This is a genomic window from Nocardia tenerifensis NBRC 101015 (assembly GCF_000308715.1).
In the GTDB taxonomy this organism is placed as follows: domain Bacteria; phylum Actinomycetota; class Actinomycetes; order Mycobacteriales; family Mycobacteriaceae; genus Nocardia; species Nocardia tenerifensis.
In genome coordinates, this window is record NZ_BAGH01000599.1 from 25,537 (window position 1) to 43,803 (window position 18,267).

Below are 18,267 nucleotides of genomic sequence, written 5' to 3' on the forward strand. Positions count from 1 at the left end.
GGCACCGACAAGTCCCGCCCGGTTCCCGGGTTGTCGGTGGGGCTTGGTAGAACTCACCTGATCATCATCGAGAACAGGCCGGAAGGTGCAGTGACGCATGACCGTTGGAGACCACTTGGCGGAGTTCGGCGGCTTGCCCGCGTTCGACTTCCCGGCCGATGACCCGGAGTTCTCGGGCAAGCTACCCGAGGCGGACTCGGTCGCCTGGCGCATCGGTGTCGACACCTACGAGACAGAGAAAACCTGGGCCGAGGCGTTCGAGCAGTTCCTCGAAGCCGTCGACAGCACCGCCGTGCGGGCGCTGATCGTGGGTAGCTGGGCCGAGATATACGAAACGGGGCCGGAGGAGATCTTCGACGCCTTGATCGCCGCCAAGGATCGGCTGCCCGCGATGCGCGCGCTGTTCGTCGGCGATGTCGTCGGGGAGCAGTGCGAGATCTCCTGGATCCATCAGGGCGAGGCGACGCTGCTGCTCGACGCCTTCCCCGAGCTGACCGAGTTCGGCGTGCGCGGCGGCGAGGAGCTGCGTTTTCCTGCGGTGCGACACGAGCGCCTGCGGAAGCTGACGGTGGAGACCGGCGGCATGCCCGCCGAGGTCGTGCGCGGCATCGCCGCCAGCGACCTGCCCGCGCTCACCCACCTCGACCTGTGGCTCGGCACGGCGGAGTACGGCGGCGACGCCGACATCGACGATCTCGCGCCCATCCTCGCCGGCACCCGGCTGCCGAGCCTGAAGCATCTGGGCTTGCGCAACAGCGAGATTCAGGACGACATCTGCGCCGCGCTGGCGTCGGCCCCGGTGGTGGTGCGCCTCGAGGTCCTCGACGTCTCCATGGGTGTGCTCACCGACGACGGCGTGGCGGCCCTGCTCACCGGCCAGCCGCTCAGCCATCTGACCTTTCTCGACCTGCATCACAACTACCTGTCCGACGCCATGCGTACTCGGCTGGCCGAAGCGCTCGAACCCGCCGGGGTGCGGCTGGACATGGATCCGGGCGACGCCGAGTCCGACGAGGATGAGGACGACGGCACCGTATGGCGTTTCGTCGCCGTCGGTGAGTGATTCTCGGCCGTCCACGCGTTGGGCGGTGGTCGGCAACGGCGAGAATCGCCGGGTCGGGTTGTTCGTCGCGGCGGCGCTGGCATCGGGCGCCGCCGCCCCGCGGGTCGTCGAGTGGCGCGACGTTCTCCGCGACGGTGGGCACGAGTTCGCCGGGGACGAGATCGTTCGACTCGACTCGCCCGGTGAGAACGCGGACGTGGACGAGTTGCTGCGCGGCGTGAAAGACCCGACCCGCGTGGAGGGTTCGGCGCGGTGGTACGTGCGGTTCCTCGACGCGGTCGGATCGCTGCGGGGCGGTATCCGGCTCGACGATCCGGCGGAGCTGGCCGTGCTGTTCGACAAGCGGCTGTGTCATGCCCGCCTCGATGCCGCGGCCGTGCCGGTGCCGCCCTCCCCCACCTCGGGTGCCGCCGTGCCGATAGCGGGCTGGTCCGATGTGCGAGAACGCTTGCGCGACATGCCGCGCGTCTTCGTGAAGCCCGCGCATGGGTCGTCCGCGTCCGGCATCTTGGCGCTCGAGTCGACCCGGTCCGGGCGATGGCGGGCGACCACTTCCGTGGAGGTCGCGCCCGGCGGCGGGCTGCACAACTCGCTCAGAATCCGTTGCTATACCAGCGAATCCGAGATCGCCGCGATCATAGATCGGCTCGCACCCGACGGGCTGCACATCGAGCAGTGGGTGCCCAAGGCGTCGCTGGCGGGCCGAACCGCCGACCTGCGGGTCCTCGTCGTCGCGGGGCGCGCCACCCACGCCGTGGTTCGCACCAGCCGCGCGCCGATGACCAACCTGCACCTAGGCGGCGCGCGTGGTGACCTCGCCGCCGTGCGCGCGGCGGCGGGTCGTCGCTGGCGCGAGGCGTTGGCCGTCTGTGAGCGGGCCGCCGCGTGCTTTCCCGGAACGCTGTGCGTCGGTGTGGATCTGCTGCCGTCCATCGGCTGGCGCCGGTTCACGGTCGGCGAGGTCAACGCGTTCGGCGATCTGCTCCCGCGCCTCACCGGGTTGGCGGAGGGGCCTGCGGCGGGCGTCGACACCTACACCGAGCAGATTCTCGCTACACCCGCATTCGTTTCACCGGAGGGAAGATATGCACCGGCCTGATATGAACGAGGTCGTCGGCCGCGATGATCTGTTGCTGCTCACCCTCGACACCCTCCGCTACGACGTCGCGGCCGAGCTCGCCGCCGCCGGCGAGCTGCCCAACCTGTCCGCCTGTCTTCCCGACGGCGAGTGGGAAAAGCGGCACGCCCCCGGCAATTTCACCTACGCCGCCCATCAGGCCATCTTCGCCGGATTCCTGCCGACGCCCGCGACGCCTGGGCCGCATCCGCGCCTGTTCGCCGCGCGCTTCGCCGGTAGCGAGACGACCGCGGACGGCACCTTCGTCTTCGACTCGCCGGATCTCGTTGGGGCACTGGCCGATCGCGGCTATCACACGGTATGCATCGGCGGCGTCGGCTTCTTCAACAAGCAGGGCGCGCTCGGCAACGTATTGCCCGGTCTGTTCGCGGAGAGTCACTGGGAGCCGGATTTCTCTGTGGCGTCGCCGCATTCGTTCGAGGCACAGGTCTCGCGTGCCGAGAAAGTGGTCGCCGAGCTGCCCGTCGAGCAACGACTCTTCCTGTTCCTCAACGCTTCCGCGCTCCACCAGCCCAACTGGTTCCATCTGCCCGGCGCCACCCGCGAAACCGGCGATAACCGCGAAACCCACGCCGCCGCATTGCGTTACATCGACCGACACGTAGGCCGCCTGTTCGACGCGATGCGCTCCCGTCGGCGCTGCTTCGCCATCGTCTGCTCCGACCACGGCACCGCCTACGGCGACGACGGCTACACCGGCCATCGACTCGGCCACGAATCCGTGTGGACCGTCCCCTACGGCCATTTCTTCTTGGAGTCCTCCGCATGATCGACACCGTCGCGCTACCCAGGCCGTACCAGAACTATGTCTACGCGTATCCGCACAAGACCGCCTACCGGCCGTTGGAACCCCGCCCCGCCCTCGCCGATCTGTGGGCAGGTCAAAGCCGCGAGGCCCTCTCGCTGTATCTGCACATCCCGTTCTGCGAAATACGGTGCGGCTTCTGCAATCTGTTCACCCGTGTCGGCGTGCCGGACGGGCTGACCGGTCGCTACCTCGACGCGCTCACCCGGCAGGCGCGCGACGTGCGCGCGGCGGTAGGCGAGTCTCTGCACTTCGCGAACGCGGCTTTCGGCGGCGGCACCCCCACGTATCTCGAGGCCGCCGAGCTGTCCCGGCTGTGCGACATCGCCGAGGTCCTCATGGGCGCCGACCTGCGGTCCATTCCCCTCTCGGTCGAGGCTTCGCCGAGCACCGCCACCGTCGATCGCCTCGCGGTGCTCGCCGAGCGCGGGACGACCCGGCTGAGCCTGGGCGTGCAGAGTTTTATCGATGAGGAGGCCCGCGCCGCCGTTCGGCCCCAGCGGCGCGCGGACGTCGAGGCGGCCCTCGCGCGCATCCGCGACACGAATATCCCCGTTCTCAATATCGACCTCATCTACGGCATCGACGGCCAGACCGAGTCGAGTTGGCGTTCATCGCTGGACGCCGCGCTCGCCTGGCGGCCGGAGGAGATCTACCTTTATCCCCTCTATGTGCGCCCGCTGACCGGGCTCGGCCGCCACGCCGATCCCGCCGTCGCCGACCTCGACTGGGACGAACAGCGGTTGCGGCGGTACACCGAGGGACGCGATCATTTGCTCGCCGAGGGCTATCGGCAGGTCTCCATGCGTATGTTCCGACGGCTCGACGCCCCGCCTCAGGGGCCGGACGATTACGCGTGCCAGACCGACGGCATGATCGGACTCGGCTGCGGCGCCCGTTCTTACACCTCTGGGCTGCACTACTCGTTCGACTATGCGGTCTCCCCGCGTGAAGTGCGCGCCATCATCGACAGCTTCACCGCCACAACCAATTTCAGCACCGCGGCGTATGGGCGAGTGATCGATGAGGACGAATCAAAACGCAGATACCTGCTCCAATCACTGTTGCAGGCAGAGGGTTTCGCGATCGCTGACTACCACCGCCAATTCCACACCGATCCCTGGCACGACTTTCCGATCCAGTTGCGCACCCTCGGCGACCGCGGCTGGCTGTCGGACACCGAACCCGACCACCTCCGTCTCACCCCCGCCGGGCTCGCCTACTCCGACGCGATCGGCCCCGAATTCTTCTCCCCCGCAGTGCACGCCGCGATGGCCGCCTACGAGCTGCGGTAACCATGGACCTCACCATCCTCTACCGCGGCCCGCTCGCCTCCTGCGACTACGACTGCCCCTACTGCCCTTTCGCGAAACGCAGAGACAGCACTGAGCAACTGCGCGCCGATCGCACTGCCCTGGAACGATTCACCGACTGGGCGCGGAAGCAGACCGATGACCGCCTGTCCATCCTCTTCACGCCATGGGGCGAAGGCCTCACCCGATCCTGGTACCGACGAGCCATGGTCGAGCTGTCCCACCTACCCCACGTCGACCGTGTAGCCATCCAAACCAACCTCAGCTGCCGCACCGACTGGCTATCCGAAGCCGACCCCGACACCCTCGCCCTCTGGTGCACCTACCACCCCGGCCAAACCCCCTACCAACGCTTTCTCGACAAGACCCACCGGCTGGCCGACTCCGGCATCCGCTTCAGCGTCGGAATAGTCGGCCTCCCAGAACATCTCGCCTCCGCCCAACGCCTCCGCACCGACCTCCCCCACCACATCTACCTCTGGGTCAACGCCGCCGAAGGCCACACCTACACCGACCACCAAGCCGCCGCCTGGACCGCCCTGGACCCCCTCTTCCCCTACAGCCGCCACCCCCACACCTCCGCCGGCCGACCCTGCCGAACCGGCTCCTCCGTCATCTCCGTAGACGGCGAAGGCACCGTCCGCCGCTGCCACTTCGTCCCCACCCCACTAGGCAACCTCTACGACAACACCTACCGCCCCGCCCTGATCCCCCGCCCGTGCCCCCTCACCCACTGCGACTGCCATATCGGCTACGTCCATCTCGAAACCCTCCCCCTCTACGACGTCTTCGCCGGCGGAGTCCTCGAACGCATCCCCGCGGATATGCCGTCCTAGCCGTTGGGCCCGAACCACCGAGGTTTTGGGGGCGCAACGCGTCGAATTAACGCTGGGCTCAGGCTATTTCACGCAGGTGAACTGCATCACGTCGATCAGTCCGGAGCGGAAGCGGTCGGCGCACCCGGTGAGGTAGCGAATGTAGGTGTCATACGTCGCTTCTCCGCACAGCTCGATCGCTTCGGGTCGCCGCTGCCGAAGCGCTTGCGCCCAATGATCGAGAGTTCGCGCATAGTGGGGCTGCAACGCGTGCACGCGTGTCACGTCGAACCCGGCCGCCTGCGCGAATTGGGTGACCCCGCCGAAAGCATCACTGTCGGGGAAGGGCAGACACCCGCCGGGAAAGATCACCTTCCGGATGAACTTCAAGAACTCGACGTCGTCCCGAGTGTAGGAGATACCACGGTCGTGCAGCTGACCCTGGGTGTACATCACGATGGTGTGCAACAACATTCGTCCGTCTTCGGGAAGCGCCGCGTAGGCGAAGTCGAAGAATTCCGCATAGCGTTCTTTGCGGAAGTGTTCGAACGCGCCGATGCTGACGATGCGGTCGACTCGACCATCGAACTCTTCCCAGCCCTGCAACCGAACCTCGGCGTGCCGTGGGCCCGGCTGCCGCTCCAGCAGCGTACTGGCGTACTCGTGCTGATTGCGGCTCAAGGTCAGCCCGATGACGTCGACGTCATGGCGCTGCCGCGCGCGCATCATCGTCGCGCCCCATCCGCAGCCGATATCGAGCAAGGTCATCCCCGGCAACAGATCCAATTTGCCCAGTGCCAGATCGATCTTGGCGAGCTGAGCCTGTTCGAGGTCGTAATCGTCCCGCTCGAAATACGCACAGCTATACGTTCGCGTCGGGTCCAGGAACAGTGCGAAGAAATCGTCGGATAAATCGTAGTGCGACTGGACATCTGAATAAAAGGGCGTGTGCCGACTCATCTGCTACCTTCCGTGGCGCTGTGGTGGATGGAACCGACCTACCCGGCCATCTGCACGGGGCATAACACGACACTGAAAACCAGAAGAACGAGCTGGTGACTCATCGAACCGGAGATGTCCGGCGACGCAGTATAAACACACCTCCCACCTCACCGACGCCGCCACGTCGCAACGACCCGCGCCTCCCCACCCAGTGCGACTACCACGCCTGAAAACCCGCTACGGCGTCTTCGCAGGACGCATCCGCTCAGGCACCGCTGTGCCCTGATCGCGCGATACTCAGTCGAGCCGGGCTTCGACAAGCAGAAACAGCGGCCGCTGAAACCGAACACCCCACTGCGGATCGTCCCGCAACTGCTCCGGACTCGGCCGCGGCTCCCGAATCCCCGTGATCACAAACCCTGCCGCAGTGATCATCCCGATGTACTCCTCCAGCGAGTACAACTTCTGCACCGAAGCAGCGGGCGACACCTTGCCCGCCACCTCGAAGTGCTGCTCCACAATCCGCCCCGCGAAATACTCCGCCACCGCGACTTGTCCGGACGATCGTTCGGCTCGCGCACCGTAGAAGCAGGGATGCTGCCCGAGAACGACCAGTCGCCCCCGAGGCCGCAACAGCCGCGCGAACTCGCGATAACGCTGCCCCGCATTCCGCAACCCGTGCGGAAGCCGGTTCACCACAACAAGATCCACGCTGCCCGCCGGCAACGGTATCTCCGCGACATCAGCATGAATGAAGCGGCACCGCGGTGAGCCCGCCCTCGAGGCGGAATCAACGAACGCCCGGCACGTATCCACCCCGACAACACTTCCCGCCCCGAGCTCGGTCAACCTACGAGCCAGATACCCCTCCCCACACCCTGCATCCAGCACATCCAACCCGGTGACCGACCCGATAGCATCCAACAGCGCAGGATCAGTGATCTGTGTCTGATACGGATCTACTCCCGCCCGAACCATCGAAATCCAATACTCGGCATTGATCTCGTATGCCCGCGTGATCGGCTCATCACCAAGCATGTCGACCCTCTTCCTCGCGACAGGACAACCTCCGAACCGGTACGACGCGCGCTGAGTATGCGCCCTGAGACCGAGGGGGCGCACGGACTGCGAGATTCAGTGGGCGTCGGCCAAGGCGAGGCACAGGGTGAGCAGGGCGACGGTTTGCAGGCCCGCTCGGGCGGTGATCACGCTGTCCCAGCGCTGCTGCAATGCGCGGGGGTCGATGCCGGCGGAGGCCCCAGCACCGACCGCGGCGGTCAACCGCTTGTTGATCGGCGCACTGACCCGAACATAGATCACCATCCAAATAGCCAGCGCGGCAAAGGCGATCGCGGACAGCAGGGCGACGCGCTGCTGCCCGTCGATGAGGGCGGCGACGGTGGCGAGTGCCGAGGCGACCCACCCGATCGCGCCCGGAACGGGCATTCGCTTGTCCGCGATGCCATGCATGGTGCCCATCACCTCCAGCACAGTCTCGTCACTGACCTTGCTCAGCGTCGGCCGTAATACCATGGCGCAGAACACATCTGTGCCATACACCACGGCGCTGCCGAGGATGGAGAGGGTCAGCAATCCCTCGGTGGCGTTGCCCATAGCCGGCTCCCTTCTTTGTCGCGAATCAGGTTTCACTCGTCGAGCAGCGCACCGACCAGAATTCCGCCGAGCAATCCCGACGCGGTGAGCAGCTCCCACGTATCCAGCGGCCCGGCTCTGCCGGTGATACGCCTTTTGTTCACGGTCACGGACGAGTCGATGAGTTCGAGACCGACCGCCAGGATGAACCAGTGCCGGACGGGGTGGCCTCGATGCAGCGACCACAGTGTTCCGGCGCCGAGCACCAGATCGCGCATCCCGAAGGCGCGCGACGGCAACGACGATGCTTTCTCGTCGTACTCGCCGGACCACGAGCGCACCGCCTGTGCGGGATTCAGCAGCATCCCGGCGCCGATCGCGACGCGGGCACACCCCTGCATCCACGCCACCGCGCGGACGGCGGACTGCCGTCGTCGTCCGAAGTACTGATTCTTCATGAATCCGCCTATCTGCCAAAGTTTTACGCGTATATTTCCGTCGAACGAGCTCGCGCGAAAAGGATCTCGCGCCACACCGGTCAGGAACCTTGACGCGAACTCGAGCGCGGCGGCGTGCTCATAGTTCGTCCGCCAGGAGGGCTCGGTGGATCTCGCGGAGTCGCGGCCCCGGCTCCGCGCCCATGGTCTCGACGATGCGCCCACGAGCCGTTGCGTAGAGTTCGAGTGCCTCGATGGTGCGCCCCGTCTGCATGAGGGCGTGCAACAATTTCTCGATCAACAGTTCCGCGTGTGGGTTGTTGGCCATCTCCCTGCGCAGTTCGGTGATCACGATCGCCGAGTTGTTCAGCATGATCTCCGTCTCGGCCCACTCCGCCATGGTGTCGAGCCGTTCGCGATCCAGCCATTCACGGATGCGTCCCGCCCAGCCTCCGGTGATGTTCGCGATAGGCGTGCTGTCCCAGAGATCGAGCGCCGACCGTTGCAGGCGCGCACACTCCCAGGGATCGACGCTCGCCCGTGCGCTGTTCCTGAGTTGGTAGAACCGGTGGAGATCGATACATTCCGGCGCGATATCCAACAGATAGCCGCCGTTGCGCCGGTCGATCCTCGGAATGGCGTGTTGACGGCGGCCCGCATCGACACTCTCGAGAATCCGACGGAGCCGGGTGATGTAGGTATACACGACATTTCGGACATCGGTCGGCGGTGTCTCGTCCCACACTCGCTCCACGAGGGTGTCGAAACCTATTGCGGTATTCGGCTCCAGGAGCAGCGGTAGCAGGATGGCCCGCTGCTTCGGTGGACCGAGATTGATTGGTGCGTCAGCAACATAAAGCTCCAACGATCCGAGGATCTGAAATTTCACGCTAGCCCCCGTAGAGATATGGCCCCCCGGCCTCCCCGATGCCGCCGGCTGCGGCACGACCACGGCCGCTAGCGATTTTAACACTGATAGACACCGGAGGCGAGGAGAAATCCTCGCCTACCGGCGCAGAGCATATCTGAGATCCGTTGTCCAGCTAAAGATTTCACGGGCATTACGAGCGGTGCAGCGGCTGGGCGACCGCGTCCTCGGCCACGGAATCCGCATCGGCGCGGTCGTCCGGCGGACTGGAGACCGACTCCCTGATTCCGATCCGCGCATGCAGACGGCGGAGGAAACGCGGTGCGTACCAGGCGTGATCACCGAGCCACCGGAAGGTCACGGGCACGAGTAGCCCACGCATGATGGTCGCGTCCACCACGACGGCCAGCCCGGCGGCGATACCGAAGAACTTGGCGAAACTGACCGGGCTCAGCGCGAAGGCGAAGAAGCTGATGGCGATCAAAGCCGCAGCGGCACTGATGATCCGGCCGGTCCGTCCGAGCCCCTCGACGACTGCCTCGTCGGTCGGCGTGCCCGCGTCGTGCAGTTCCTTGATTCGGCTGATCAGGAAGACTTCGTAGTCCATCGACAGGCCGAAGGCGATGCAGAGCAGCAGCACCGGCATGGACAGGTCCAGCGGCCGCGGGGTGAACGAGAGCAGGCCGGCGCCGTGGCCCTCCTGGAAGACGAGGATCATCACGCCGAAGATCGCGGACAACCCGATCGCGTTGAGCAGCAGGGCACGCAGCGGCTGGATGACGCTGCCGGTGAAGAGGAACAGCACCACGAAACTGGTGATGATCACCAGCGCGAGCGCCCAGGGTATGCGTGAGCTGATCGCGTCCTTGGTGTCGATGAGGGTGGCGGTGGGGCCGCCGACCAGGAACGCGGCGCCCTCCGGCGTCGGCACGGCGCGCACCGCGTGGACGAGGTCCTGCGCCGCGGTCGACTCGGCTCGGATCTCCGGGACGGGTGAGATCACGACCTGCTGAACTCCCGGCGCGTCCAGCCGCCGCGGGCTCGGCCCCGCGGCCTGACCGTTGACGTACAGCCCGGCCGGGCTCGCCACCCGGCTGACATCGGGCAGCGTGGACAGCTTTTGCGCGTACGCGCCGAGCGCCTCGGCCCGCACCGGGGCGGCGGTGACCGCGTTGATCGTCGCGGTGCTGTCGCCGTCGAAATCGGTGCGCAGGATCTCGTGTGCCACTCGGCTGTTCGCCGAAGCAGGCAGGGATCGATCATCGACGGTGGCGAACTCGATGCGCAGCAGCGGTATGGCCGCGACGAACAGCACGATCAGCACCGGCAGCGCCGTACGCAGCGGATGCCGCATCACCGCGGCGGCGAGCCTTCCCCAGGTGCGGGATTCCTGGGTCCGGCTTCGGCCGAGGAACGGCAGTCGGACGGCGTCGATCCGTGGCCCGAGCACGGCCAGCAGCGCGGGCAGGAGAACGACGCCGGTCGCCGCGGTGATGACGGTGACGCCGATGCCGGCCATCGCGAGCGACCGTAGGAACGTGGAGGGGAATACGAGGACCGCGGCCAGCGCGGCGGCGACCGTACCGGCACTGAACACGATGGTCCGGCCCGCCGTCTCGACCGTCTTGACAACGGCTTCGGCCGTACCGAGACCATGCGCCAGCTCCTCGCGGAAGCGGCTGACCGTCAGCAGCGCGTAATCGATGGCCAACCCGAGGGCCATCGCGGTGGTCAGGTTCGTGGCGAACAGGCTCACCGGCGTCAGGTTCGCGAGCAGTGATAGTTCGGCGAAGGTTCCCGCGATCGCCAGGATCGCGATGAGCAGGGGCAGAACGGCCGAGACCAGGCTCCCGAAAATCACCACCAGGAGCACCAAAGTCACTGGGAGGGCGATGGATTCGGCGAGTACCAGCCCTTTCATCACACTCGTGTTGATGTCGTTGTTGACCGCGAGCGGTCCCGCGGCACGCAGGCCGACCGCGTCCCCGGCTTTGCCGAAGTCCTGATCGATGATGGCCGCCGCGGTCTTACCGCTCTCGGTCTCCGTTCCGCTCACGTGGGCGGAGATCAGGGCGAACCGACCGTCGTGCGATTTCATCGCCGGCGCCCCGCTGGCCCAGTACGACGCCACATTGCCGACGTCGGATCGCGCGGTCATGGCCTCGGTGACGCGTGCGGCGGCCGCGCCCACGGCCGGGTCGTCGACACTGCCCGACACGGCCTCGACGAGCACGAGCAGATTCGGATTGCCGTCCAGCTTCTGGTCGATGAGCTGCTGTGCGTGCGTGGATTCGGCGTTGTCCGGCGCGAACCCGCCGCTCTCCAGCTTGCCGAACGCGCCGCCGGCCAGCGCCATGGCCGCGATCGCGAGCACCGCCGAGATCGTCAGCACGAGGCGTGTGCGCCGGACGATGAATGTAGCCAACTGAGTGAACATCTTCAGACCCTTGCCATGTCGCCGCTCATTGCACCCGGACGGACTGAGAAGTATTTAACAATGACCGAACTTCTATCACTGGTAAATAGTAAACCGCCGTCAGTATCCTGTTGTCAACGGAAGGAGTGGCCTTGAAGCGGGACGACGACGTCGACACCAGCCCGAGTGCCCGGCGACGGGAACGGGAACGAGAGGAGATGCGGGACCGATTGCTGCGGACCGCACGGAGCATCGCGGCCGAGCAAGGCTGGTCCGCGGTGACGATCCGGCGCATCGCGGATCGCATCGAATACACGTCCCCGGTCATCTACCACTACTTTTCCAGTAAGGACGCGCTGGTGGCCGAGGTGATGTGCGCGGGCTTCCGGGAGATCGCCGACCGTATCGCCGACGCCGCGCAGGGTTCGGCCGACACCAGACTGATCGCGGTCGGCGCGGCGTTCTGGGACTTCGCCTTCGCCGCGCCCGAGCTCTATCAGGCGATGAACGGGCAGGCGGGGGTGTCGTTCGCCGCGGACGACATGCCCGAGGAGGTCGAACACAGCTTCCGCATCTTCCTCGGCGTGCTGGAATCCATTGCGGCCGAGCGTGGATCGCGATTGGCCGATCCGGTCGGGGCGGTGAATACGGTGTGGGCCTATCTCCATGGTTTCGTCTCACTGACCATGAGCGGACGCGCGGTGGGCGACGTCGAGCAGGGGAAGCAGCTGATGCTCGCGTCGCTGGCCCCGCTGTTCGACGCCCAGCTACGCCCGGCCGCCGCGTCCGCGCGCACGTCGAGGGCCGGCGCCCGACGGCGTGCCGCGGCGGCCGAGGTGATCCGCGAGCGTTAGTTGACGAAGGTGAAATCCGAAGTGGCGGTGACTATCTGGGAGCGCGAGTCGTCGGTCCGCGGCGCCTGGGCCACCCAGTACCTGGTGCCGAACCGCCCGGCGAACGGCCCGCTGCCGCCGGTGACGGCGAGCGTGATCGGCACTCCCCGGTAGGCGGTCGTCATGTCGATGACTCCGAAGCTGCGCAGGGTGCCGCCGTGAAAGGTCATGGTGTCGTCACAGAACGAGTAGAGGTCGCCGCTGCCGGGATCCTGGAAGAACACCTGGCAGTAGCCCACTGTCCGGCCGACGACCGGGCCGTCGGGTTCGTCGTGAATGGTGTAGGAGTAGCTGCCGACCATACCGGTGATCTCCAGCGACACCATCGTCTCGTACACCCGCACCTCGCGCTCGGCGGGGTCGGCCTCGGCGACGGTCGCCGGGACGAGCACGAGCACGGCGGACGCGAGCAACGCGGTTTTGATACTTCGCACGGTGATCTCCTCGGTTCGGCGCCGTCCGAACGGCGACGCCGTCCCGATCGCTACTTTCTCCGGCCGAACTGGGCGACACGCTCGAGGGGTGCTCGAGTCAAGGCGTGCTCGAGCTTTCCGCCAACCCCGCGGTGTGATCGTCATAGGCACCACATCCACCGGCAGTCAGGAGATTCGATGTCCGAGGCGGACAAGGCGATCGTGCGCCGCGTCTTCGACGAGATGGCGACCCAGGGCAACCTCGATATCGCCTATGCGATCTACTCCCCCAGATACATCGATCATCAACCGTTTCCGGGCGCGCCGGACAAGGGGCCGGAAGGTGCGCACACCTCCATCGGCCTGATGCGGACCGTATGCCCCGATCTGGTCGTCACCACTCACGAGATGAGTGCCCACGACGGGTTGGTGGCCTGCCACAACACCTGGGCGGGAACGCATCTCGGCGAGGTGCTCAATATTCCACCGACCGGACAGCCGGTCAGCTTCAATGCGCTGGTGGTCTTCCGAGTCGACCAAGGGCTGATCGCCGAGCGGTGGTCGATCGGATTCGATCAGAACATGCGTCGTGCGCTCGGGCTCACGTTCAAGTGGAGTTCGCCGCGCGTCAGCTGACGTCCCCGCACGTTCGCAGGTAACTCGAAGGGAGTCACCATGTCACGCAATATCATTCGCACCTCGCAGCACCCGTATCCGGCCGCCGACATCTACCGGGCACTCACCGCTCGCGAGTATTGGCGCGACCGCGTCGCCGCACTGGACGGCGCCGGCGCGGACCTGACATCGTTCGAGTTCGACGGTACGGCGACCAAGGTCTCGATCTCGAAGCCCGCGCCGGCCGGACGATTGCCGGGCAAACTGGCCGACCTCATTCCGTCGTCGGTCCGCTTGGAAGTCAATGAATCATGGGGGCCGTTCGTCGAGGACACCGCCCACGGCACGATGCGGGCCGATGTCGTCGGCACACCGATCTCGCTGTCGGCGGCCCTGGTCCTTCGCGGCGCCGATGCCGCGAGTTCGACGATGGCGTTCGAGGGGCAGGTCGAGGTGCGTATTCCGATGCTCGGCAGGGCCGTCGAGTCCGGTATCGCGGGCGACGTCGGCAAGGAGATGGCCGCGATCGCCGAATTCACCTCGTCGTGGGTCGCGTCGAACAGACAGCGCGAACGGTGAACGATCCTTTCCTGATCACCGGGGCCACTTCAGGTTTGGGCCTGGCCACCGCGAAAAGTCTGGCGCACCAGGGCGTTCCGACGCTGCTCGGTTGCCGTGACACCCATCGGGCCGTGCGCGCGAAGCAGGCGATCCTGGCCGAGGTTCCCGATGCCTCGCTGGACACGATCCCACTCGACCTGGCGTCGATCGACTCGGTGCGGGAGGCGACGGCACGGATCACCGCGCGGGAGACACGGCTCGCCGGAATCATCTGCAACGCGGGCGTGCAGATCGTCAGCGGGGTCGAGACCTCCGCCGACGGATACGAGATGACCTTCGCGACAAATCATCTCGGCCATTTTCAACTGGTCACCGAGTTGGTCGATCGGCTCGGCCCGGGTGCGCGGATCATCGTGGTGTCCAGCGATGTGCATCAGGGACCGGGTAAGTCGGGCGGCTTCCCCGCGCCACAGTGGGCGCCGCCCGCGGAACTGGCCGACCCCGCGGTTCAGCGGCAACGCGCGTCGAGCCGGGACGGTCGCGTTCGTTACGCGACGTCCAAGCTGGCCAATGTGTATTTCGCCTATGAGTTGGCCGATCGCCTCCGGCCGCTCGGCATCACGGTCACTGCTTTCGATCCGGGGCTGATCCCCGAGACCGGTCTGTCCCGGAACTACCCGACGCCGCTGCGTCAGGGATATCGATTGATGGCACCGTTGATCCGGTGGCTGGTGCCGGTGGCCCGGCCGCTGCACCGATCGGCGGGCGACCTGGCGTGGCTGGCGACGGCGCCCGAGCTCGCGCAGACCACGCGCCGCTATTTCACCGGTCGAGACGAACTGCCCAGCGCCGCGGAATCCTACGATCGCGAACGCGCCGGCGAGCTGTGGGAAGTCTCCGAGCGGCTGGTCCGCCGGGCCCGGCCCGCGTAACTCCGGGCCGGCCCGCAGAATTCGGCCGCTGACGTCTCCGGCCGGGACCGATCTGACGTCGCCATCCCGCGACGGCACCGATCTCGGCCGGAGACGTACTCAGTTCTTCCTCGCGGCGCTCAGGTAAGTGGCGGATGTGTCCCAGGTTCGCCGCATGACCAGGCTGCCGTCTTTACGCTGTCCCAGGATCGTCAGACCTCGCATCTTGTCGAGCGGGGTCAGCTCCGCGTCCCGCAGGTACCGGCGCATCTCGGCGGGCTTGATGAAGTCGGCATGAGTGTGCGCGCCCTTCGGGACGATCTTCAGCACGTACTCCGGCATCCAGATCATCGTGAGACGCGCGAGAAAAGTGCGATTGATGGTGTCGTACAGGAAGATTCCGCCGGGAGCGAGCACCCGAGCGATCTCGCGCACCGTCCGTGCCGGATCCGCCACGTGCTCTAGCACGTCGACGCAGGTGACGATGTCGAACGCGGCGTCGGGGTGCGGCAGCCTTTCTCCGCTGCCGACCTGGTAGTCGATCCACAGCTTTTGCTGCTCAGCGTGCGCGCGGGCAGCGTCGATCAGTCGCGGGGCCGGGTCGACGCCGCTGACCGAGGCGCCGCGCGCGGCCAGGTATTCGGTGGTGAAGCCACCGCCGCACCCCACGTCGAGTACTTTCTTGCCCTTCCAGGTATCGATGAACCTGTCGAAGTACTCGAACCGTGGTTTCTGGAACGAGGCGAGGCCTTTCATCACGGAGTCGTCGTGCCACCAACTGTCGGCGAAGGCCGCGAAGAAATGGTCGTCGATCGAGTGCTCGGTCATGTGTTTCCTGTCCGTAGATGGTCGGAGTTCACTTCGTCGCCGGCGATGGGGACCATCGCGTCGCGTAGGAGATCTGGTCGCGTTCCGCGGCGCGGAAGGCCATTCGCCGCCACGCCCGCCGCATGGCGGCCGCACGCAGCCGGATGAGCAGCGGATGCTCCACCGCGCCCATGCGCCCGATCAGCCAGGCGGTGCGCTGCATCGCCGCGGTGCGGCGGCGGCGTTGTGCTTCGTAGGTGCGCAGCGCGCGCGGTAGATCCGCGGCTTCGGCGAGTGTTTCGGCGAGGATCGCCGCATCCTCGAGCGCCTGACAGGCGCCCTGGCCGATATTGAAGGTGATGGGGTGCGCGGCGTCGCCGAGCAGCGTGACCCGTCCTGTGCCCCAGCGCCGATCCGGCGGCCGATCGATGACGTCACTGCGGATGATCGCGCTTTCCGGGGTAGCGGCGAGGATATCGCCGACCGGTGCCACCCAGTCCTGATGTCGCTGTGCGAGAAGTGTTGCCGCACTGCCGTTGTCGCGCCCTCCGGGCGGGCCGTTGGCCACGCTCATCCAGTGCACGACACCGGGCGCGACGTCGTAGTAGGTGAATCGGGTACCCGGACCGAACAGCGCGTGAAACGTGCCCGGTGGAATCAGTTCATGGTGCATCCTGGCCTTACCGCGCCAGGCGATGTACCCGTTGTATCGAGGCGGGGTGTCGCCCAGCAGTTGAGCGCGCACGGCACTGTGGATGCCGTCGGCGCCGATCAGTAGATCGCCGGTGATCGACCCGCCGTCGGCCAGCCGCACCGTCACGCCGGCCTCGTCCTGGGTGAAGCCGACGACGCGGGCGCCCGTGCGGACGACGTCTCCGTCCAGCGCGGCACCGAGCACGCCGTGGAGCACCGAGCGCTCCACGGCGATGGTCGGGCGACCGTACTTCTCGGTGAAGCCGCCGACATCCCAGGCGCCGTACAGCTCGCCGCGGTGTGAGCCGAAGCGGCAGATGTCTTGTCTCGGCGCGATTTTCAGGACCTCGTCGGCCACGCCGAGATGATCGAGCACCAGGGTCCCGTTGGTCCAGATGTGCAGTCCGGCGCCGCCGTCACGCAGCGACTCCGAGCGTTCGAAGACGACCGGATGGAATCCGCTGCGCTGCAGAGCGAGTGCCGCTGCCAGGCCGCCGATTCCGCCGCCGGCGATGAGCACCCGCGTGCCTCGCGTACTTGTCATGCTGCCTCCCGACACTGTGTGGCTCGTTCGCGACCAGCGTCGCGGCGCTTTCTGGCCGGGCGCCTCGAGTATGTCTCGAGGCACGCCGAAACCGGTTGATCTCCCAGTGATCTGCAAGCCATTCGGCCAGCGCGCGGTCCAGCGTCCGGCACAGCCCGGCCATGCATGCTCATAGCGCTAATCAGCAAACGAGGAGAAGAATCGATGGCAATCCGACTAGACGGAGCCGTTCTGGCCATGTTTCCCGGTCAGGGTTCGCAACGTCGTGGCATGGCCGCCGCGCTGTGCGCCGACCATCCCGAAGCCGCCGCCGTCTTCGCGACCGCCGACGCGACACTCGGCCTGCCGATCACCGAGCTGTGCACCACGGGCGACGAGGCCGATCTGCGTCGCACCGAGCTGACCCAGCCCGCTGTGGTCGCCACCAGTCTCGCGATATGGAATGTGCTGCAGGCCAACGATTTCGAGCCGGACATGGTCGCCGGCCACAGCCTCGGCGAGTTCGCGGCCCTCGCCGCGGCGGGTGTGCTCACCTACGAGCAGGCTCTGCGCCTGGTGGCCAGGCGCGGGGAGCTCATGGCGGAAGTGGCGCAGCGCGTTCCTGGCGCGATGCTGGCGGTGATCGGCCTGAGCGCCGAAACCGTCGAGCAGTTGTGCGACCGTGTCGTCGGCGCGGACGTCGCGAACTACAACGAACCCGAGCAAACCGTCGTATCCGGCACGGTGACCGCCCTGGCCGAGATCGAACGCACGGCCGGCGAGGCGGGCGCGCACAAATGCGTGTGGCTCGAGGTCGGCGCGCCGTTCCACTCGTCGCTGATGGACGCGATCGCGGCCGAGTTCGGCGCGGAACTGGACCGTCATCGCTTCGCCGATCCCCGGCTGCCGGTGCTCAGCTCGGTGACCGCCGCCCCGGTGCGCACCGGCGCCGAAGCCGAGCAGCTGCTGCGGCGCCAGCTCAGCGGCGGCGTGCAGTGGGTCGCCGTGGTGCGCACCGCGATCGCCGAAGGCTGCACGACGCTGCTCGAGGTCGGGCCGGGGCGCGCACTCACCGGATTCGCCAAACGCATCGCCCCGGAGCTGGCCGTCTTCGGCACCGGCACCACCAAATCACTGGACGCCGTGGTCGCGGCCCTCGCCACGAGCCGAAGCACGGCCGCCTGAACCCATTCGCACCACCGATCGAAGAGGAAACCGATGACCGAAATCACCGAAGCCACAATCGAATCCGTCGCCGCCGCGCTCGGGCTGGACGACGACGAAGTCACCGTCGAGTCCACGTTGATCGATGAGCTGGGCGCCGAGTCCATCGATCTGCTCGACATCCTGTTCCGGATCGAGCGCAAAACCGGCGTCAAGGTGCAGGCCGCCGACATCGGCGACGCCATCCAAGGCGGCATCCCCGACGACGAGTTCGGTGACGAGAACGAGATCGTGAGC

General features: G+C 66.7%; 20 protein-coding genes. 11 read left to right on the forward strand and 9 right to left on the reverse strand.

What is annotated here, in order from left to right; translation table 11 throughout:
- Positions 1-97: 97 nt before the first annotated feature.
- From ON39_RS41005 to ON39_RS41025, 5 genes are read left to right on the forward strand one after another with little or no spacing between them, the layout of a single operon-like run.
- Positions 98-1,063: an STM4015 family protein gene (locus ON39_RS41005; RefSeq protein WP_040742325.1), complete on the forward strand. Its 966-nt coding sequence runs from the start codon at positions 98-100 to the stop codon at positions 1,061-1,063.
- The gene (locus tag ON39_RS41010; RefSeq protein ID WP_040742352.1) at positions 1,056-2,162 is read left to right on the forward strand and encodes an STM4014 family protein; all 1,107 of its coding nucleotides are present in this window, start codon (positions 1,056-1,058) and stop codon (positions 2,160-2,162) included. Before ON39_RS41005 ends, ON39_RS41010 begins: the two co-directional genes overlap by 8 nt.
- Positions 2,149-2,970 (forward strand): STM4013/SEN3800 family hydrolase, encoded by an 822-nt coding sequence (locus tag ON39_RS41015; protein ID WP_246003194.1) that lies wholly within the window; start codon positions 2,149-2,151, stop codon positions 2,968-2,970. The genes ON39_RS41010 and ON39_RS41015 overlap by 14 nt, the downstream gene beginning before the upstream one ends.
- The gene (locus tag ON39_RS41020) at positions 2,967-4,301 is read left to right on the forward strand and encodes an STM4012 family radical SAM protein (protein ID WP_040742328.1); all 1,335 of its coding nucleotides are present in this window, start codon (positions 2,967-2,969) and stop codon (positions 4,299-4,301) included. The genes ON39_RS41015 and ON39_RS41020 overlap by 4 nt, the downstream gene beginning before the upstream one ends.
- 2 nt (positions 4,302-4,303) lie before the next feature.
- The gene (locus ON39_RS41025; RefSeq protein WP_040742329.1) at positions 4,304-5,155 is read left to right on the forward strand and encodes an STM4011 family radical SAM protein; all 852 of its coding nucleotides are present in this window, start codon (positions 4,304-4,306) and stop codon (positions 5,153-5,155) included.
- 63 nt (positions 5,156-5,218) lie between these two features.
- On the opposite strand, the gene ON39_RS41030 is transcribed toward ON39_RS41025, so the two are convergent.
- From ON39_RS41030 to ON39_RS41055, 6 genes are all read right to left on the reverse strand, one after another.
- Positions 5,219-6,094, reverse strand: a complete 876-nt coding sequence (locus tag ON39_RS41030) for a cyclopropane mycolic acid synthase family methyltransferase (protein WP_040742330.1) — start codon at positions 6,092-6,094, stop codon at positions 5,219-5,221.
- Between the two features lie 279 nt (positions 6,095-6,373).
- Positions 6,374-7,114, reverse strand: a complete 741-nt coding sequence (locus ON39_RS41035) for a class I SAM-dependent methyltransferase (RefSeq protein WP_040742331.1) — start codon at positions 7,112-7,114, stop codon at positions 6,374-6,376.
- A gap of 96 nt (positions 7,115-7,210) precedes the next feature.
- Positions 7,211-7,690 (reverse strand): DUF1772 domain-containing protein, encoded by a 480-nt coding sequence (locus tag ON39_RS41040; RefSeq protein WP_040742333.1) that lies wholly within the window; start codon positions 7,688-7,690, stop codon positions 7,211-7,213.
- Between the two features lie 32 nt (positions 7,691-7,722).
- Positions 7,723-8,127: a hypothetical protein gene (locus ON39_RS41045; RefSeq protein WP_040742334.1), complete on the reverse strand. Its 405-nt coding sequence runs from the start codon at positions 8,125-8,127 to the stop codon at positions 7,723-7,725.
- Between the two features lie 118 nt (positions 8,128-8,245).
- Positions 8,246-9,058 (reverse strand): AfsR/SARP family transcriptional regulator, encoded by an 813-nt coding sequence (locus ON39_RS41050; RefSeq protein WP_146251365.1) that lies wholly within the window; start codon positions 9,056-9,058, stop codon positions 8,246-8,248.
- Positions 9,059-9,167: 109 nt separating this feature from the next.
- Complete coding sequence (locus ON39_RS41055; RefSeq protein ID WP_211336490.1) at positions 9,168-11,399, reverse strand: MMPL family transporter; 2,232 nt, start codon at positions 11,397-11,399, stop codon at positions 9,168-9,170.
- A gap of 143 nt (positions 11,400-11,542) precedes the next feature.
- Here ON39_RS41055 and ON39_RS46535 point away from each other — a divergent pair, with 143 nt between their 5' ends.
- Positions 11,543-12,244 (forward strand): TetR/AcrR family transcriptional regulator, encoded by a 702-nt coding sequence (locus ON39_RS46535; protein ID WP_146251364.1) that lies wholly within the window; start codon positions 11,543-11,545, stop codon positions 12,242-12,244.
- On the opposite strand, the gene ON39_RS41065 is transcribed toward ON39_RS46535, so the two are convergent.
- Positions 12,241-12,717 carry an allene oxide cyclase barrel-like domain-containing protein gene (locus ON39_RS41065; protein ID WP_040742338.1) on the reverse strand — a complete coding sequence of 159 codons (477 nt, stop codon included), beginning with the start codon at positions 12,715-12,717 and terminating at the stop codon, positions 12,241-12,243. The two genes, ON39_RS46535 and ON39_RS41065, sit on opposite strands and share 4 nt — an antisense overlap.
- A 177-nt stretch (positions 12,718-12,894) precedes the next feature.
- On the opposite strand from ON39_RS41065, the gene ON39_RS41070 reads away from it, so the two are divergent.
- The 3 genes from ON39_RS41070 to ON39_RS41080 are packed head-to-tail and all read left to right on the forward strand — an operon-like array spanning position 12,895 to position 14,804.
- The gene (locus ON39_RS41070; RefSeq protein ID WP_051187760.1) at positions 12,895-13,332 is read left to right on the forward strand and encodes an ester cyclase; all 438 of its coding nucleotides are present in this window, start codon (positions 12,895-12,897) and stop codon (positions 13,330-13,332) included.
- Positions 13,333-13,371: 39 nt separating this feature from the next.
- Entirely contained in the window at positions 13,372-13,890 is a 519-nt protein-coding gene (locus ON39_RS41075; RefSeq protein WP_040742339.1) for a DUF2505 domain-containing protein, read from the forward strand.
- Positions 13,887-14,804 (forward strand): SDR family NAD(P)-dependent oxidoreductase, encoded by a 918-nt coding sequence (locus tag ON39_RS41080; RefSeq protein ID WP_040742340.1) that lies wholly within the window; start codon positions 13,887-13,889, stop codon positions 14,802-14,804. The genes ON39_RS41075 and ON39_RS41080 overlap by 4 nt, the downstream gene beginning before the upstream one ends.
- A gap of 99 nt (positions 14,805-14,903) precedes the next feature.
- Here the strand turns inward: ON39_RS41080 and ubiG are convergent, their stop codons facing one another.
- Together ubiG and ON39_RS41090 are read right to left on the reverse strand one after the other, a co-directional pair.
- Positions 14,904-15,611 carry a bifunctional 2-polyprenyl-6-hydroxyphenol methylase/3-demethylubiquinol 3-O-methyltransferase UbiG gene (gene ubiG / locus ON39_RS41085; protein WP_051187761.1) on the reverse strand — a complete coding sequence of 236 codons (708 nt, stop codon included), beginning with the start codon at positions 15,609-15,611 and terminating at the stop codon, positions 14,904-14,906.
- Between the two features lie 28 nt (positions 15,612-15,639).
- The gene (locus tag ON39_RS41090) at positions 15,640-16,827 is read right to left on the reverse strand and encodes an FAD-dependent monooxygenase (RefSeq protein ID WP_040742341.1); all 1,188 of its coding nucleotides are present in this window, start codon (positions 16,825-16,827) and stop codon (positions 15,640-15,642) included.
- A 204-nt stretch (positions 16,828-17,031) separates the two neighbouring features.
- Here ON39_RS41090 and fabD point away from each other — a divergent pair, with 204 nt between their 5' ends.
- Complete coding sequence (gene fabD, locus ON39_RS41095) at positions 17,032-17,991, forward strand: ACP S-malonyltransferase (protein WP_083895009.1); 960 nt, start codon at positions 17,032-17,034, stop codon at positions 17,989-17,991.
- A gap of 33 nt (positions 17,992-18,024) precedes the next feature.
- A partial coding sequence (locus tag ON39_RS41100) for an acyl carrier protein (protein WP_040742343.1) occupies positions 18,025-18,267 on the forward strand: 243 nt, incomplete at its 3' end.